The organism is Mesorhizobium sp. M7A.F.Ca.CA.003.01.2.1 (assembly GCF_003998945.1).
In the GTDB taxonomy this organism is placed as follows: domain Bacteria; phylum Pseudomonadota; class Alphaproteobacteria; order Rhizobiales; family Rhizobiaceae; genus Mesorhizobium; species Mesorhizobium ciceri.
Map to the genome: position 1 here is coordinate 1 of NZ_RZRA01001028.1, position 1,888 is coordinate 1,888.

Here is a 1,888-nt window from a genome sequence, read left to right on the forward strand (position 1 = left end):
CATCCCTGGTCGCGCCCATGGCGAGTGCGGCAAGGTCGAAAACATGTGCCGCCGCAAGGTGGCAGGCCTCCGCAGTCAACTCGTCTCCGACCTCCTGGATCGAGCTGATATAGTCGAGCAACAGCCGCATCGCCCCGCTTTGGGTCGGCAAGGGCCGCATAAGAACCGCGGCCGGATCGCCGATCAGAGGCGAAAGCTGCTTGCGCGAAAAACTCAGATTGACGAAGCGAAACCCGCCGGCGCCGATCAGGTTGAGGCCAACCTCTTCACCGCTCATCATCAGCGCCTGGCCGTTGCCGACCGCCTCCTCGCGGCCGCGATGCTTCATCACACTGCCCCCGTCGAGGGCCGCCAGAAGAACGAAGTCGTCATTGTCGATCAGCGACGACGTACGATGCACCCGGAATTCCGATGAGCTGCCGGTGGCGATGCCGAGGCCTGGCAACGCGCGCACCCGCATGTCGATCTGCGCCGGCGCCAGCGGATCGAGGTCCACCCTCAGAACCGTGCGGCCGTAAACCTCACGCGTGATCTCGACGCGATCCCGCTCCGGAAACATCTCCGTCGCCAGCCTGAATGAGGCTGACGTCCCCATCGTCGCAGTCATCGACACCCCCCATGCCCAAGAGCGCGGTCATATGCGCCGGAGCCTGCAAAACGTCAATCCCGGGCCGTTTTGGCCGCTTTCAGTGCCGTTCTGTCCAAGCTGCCCCCCTTTTATGCCCCTAGTTTGCGGCGCGATTCCGGAACCGGAACCGCATTGGCGGCAATCCAAAGGGGGGCACGATGTTTCATTTGCAACTGTTCAAGACGCTGTCGGCACTGGCTGCGGCAGGGTTCAATCCGCGCATCTATCTGCTGTCGATCGCCTTGGGCAACGCAGTGACCGATCATCGCGAGGCCAAGCTGCCGCCGCGCGCTGCCCGATGATGAGCAGCACCATGAAAAAGAGCATTTTCCTGGCCCTGACCATTGCCCTTGCGGGCTGCCAAACGGGCCAGGTCGACGACAGGCCGGCATCGATCGCGAGCGCGGCCGGCAGCAAGAAGGCCCGGAACGAACCGACGACGGAAACGGCATGCGCCGATGCGGCCAAGAAGGCGGCGAAGGCGCAGACCAATGCGGCTCTGCTCGGCGGTGTGCTGTCGATGGCGGGGGGTCTTGGCGGTCTGGCTGGCAATGGTGGGGTCATTGCCGGCCAGGCCGCCTCGATCGGCGGCTCGGTTCTGCAGTCCCAGGCAACGAGCAGTGCCCGGGCCGGCATTGCGGAGGATTGTTATGGCTGAGCGGCGTTTCGTAGCCATGCGCCGGCTGGCCGGCGCGCTCGCACTTGCCGGCATGATCTTCGACAGCCCGCCTGCCTTGGCGCTGACAGCGCGGGATGCGTCGGCGGTCGTCGGCCTGATCGAGGCCTTGCAGCCCGAATTCGGTCAGTTCGCCTATGACGAGGAGATCGCCGCCGACTGGTACGAGCGCGATGCCGCGGACAAGGGCTTGATCGGCAGCGCCGGTTTCACCGCCGACAGCTGGAAGGTCGCGCTTGGAGAGACCATGCGCGGGTTCCTGGCGACGATGCCGGTCGCAGAACTCGATGCCATTTTCGCCAAGCTCAGAAATGCCATATCCGGCATGAGGGAGCTGACCGAGGCACAGAAGACGGAGACCATCGCCGCGATCGACGAAGAGGACGAAGGCTTGATGGCCTTGCGGGCCGAGGGTGACCCCTTCGCCGATGTCGTCAGGCCGCTGACGCCAAAAATCCGCAGCCTCATCCTCGGCCCGGCGATGGGGCAATAGGAGGTTGGGCAACAGGAAACGGGTGGCCGGAAAAGCAACTCCGGGCGGGAGCCTCGAGGCCGAACATCGCGATATTTTTCCAGCCACGGCA

At 64.5% G+C, this 1,888-nt stretch carries 3 protein-coding genes and 1 pseudogene; 3 read left to right on the forward strand and 1 reads right to left on the reverse strand.

All coding sequences use genetic code 11. From position 1 onward, the window contains the following. Nucleotides 1-607, reverse strand: a pseudogene (locus tag EN969_RS29175) (AraC family transcriptional regulator); the annotation flags it as partial. A gap of 179 nt (nucleotides 608-786) precedes the next feature. On the opposite strand from EN969_RS29175, the gene EN969_RS29180 reads away from it, so the two are divergent. The 3 genes from EN969_RS29180 to EN969_RS29190 are packed head-to-tail and all read left to right on the forward strand — an operon-like array spanning nucleotide 787 to nucleotide 1,797. Next, nucleotides 787-930, forward strand: coding sequence for a hypothetical protein (locus EN969_RS29180; protein ID WP_082826609.1), 144 nt, complete (start codon nucleotides 787-789; stop codon nucleotides 928-930). A gap of 11 nt (nucleotides 931-941) precedes the next feature. Further along, complete coding sequence (locus tag EN969_RS29185) at nucleotides 942-1,286, forward strand: hypothetical protein (protein WP_013528664.1); 345 nt, start codon at nucleotides 942-944, stop codon at nucleotides 1,284-1,286. Beyond that, nucleotides 1,279-1,797 (forward strand): hypothetical protein, encoded by a 519-nt coding sequence (locus tag EN969_RS29190; protein ID WP_063169641.1) that lies wholly within the window; start codon nucleotides 1,279-1,281, stop codon nucleotides 1,795-1,797. Before EN969_RS29185 ends, EN969_RS29190 begins: the two co-directional genes overlap by 8 nt. Nucleotides 1,798-1,888: the final 91 nt, after the last annotated feature.

What these genes read in the sequence shown, in the direction of transcription:
- EN969_RS29185 (WP_013528664.1), top strand. Translation starts at nt 942, where the DNA reads ATGAAAAAGAGCATTTTCCTGGCCCTGACCATTGCCCTTGCGGGCTGC.
- EN969_RS29180 (WP_082826609.1), top strand. Translation starts at nt 787, where the DNA reads ATGTTTCATTTGCAACTGTTCAAGACGCTGTCGGCACTGGCTGCGGCA.
- EN969_RS29190 (WP_063169641.1), top strand. Translation starts at nt 1,279, where the DNA reads ATGGCTGAGCGGCGTTTCGTAGCCATGCGCCGGCTGGCCGGCGCGCTC.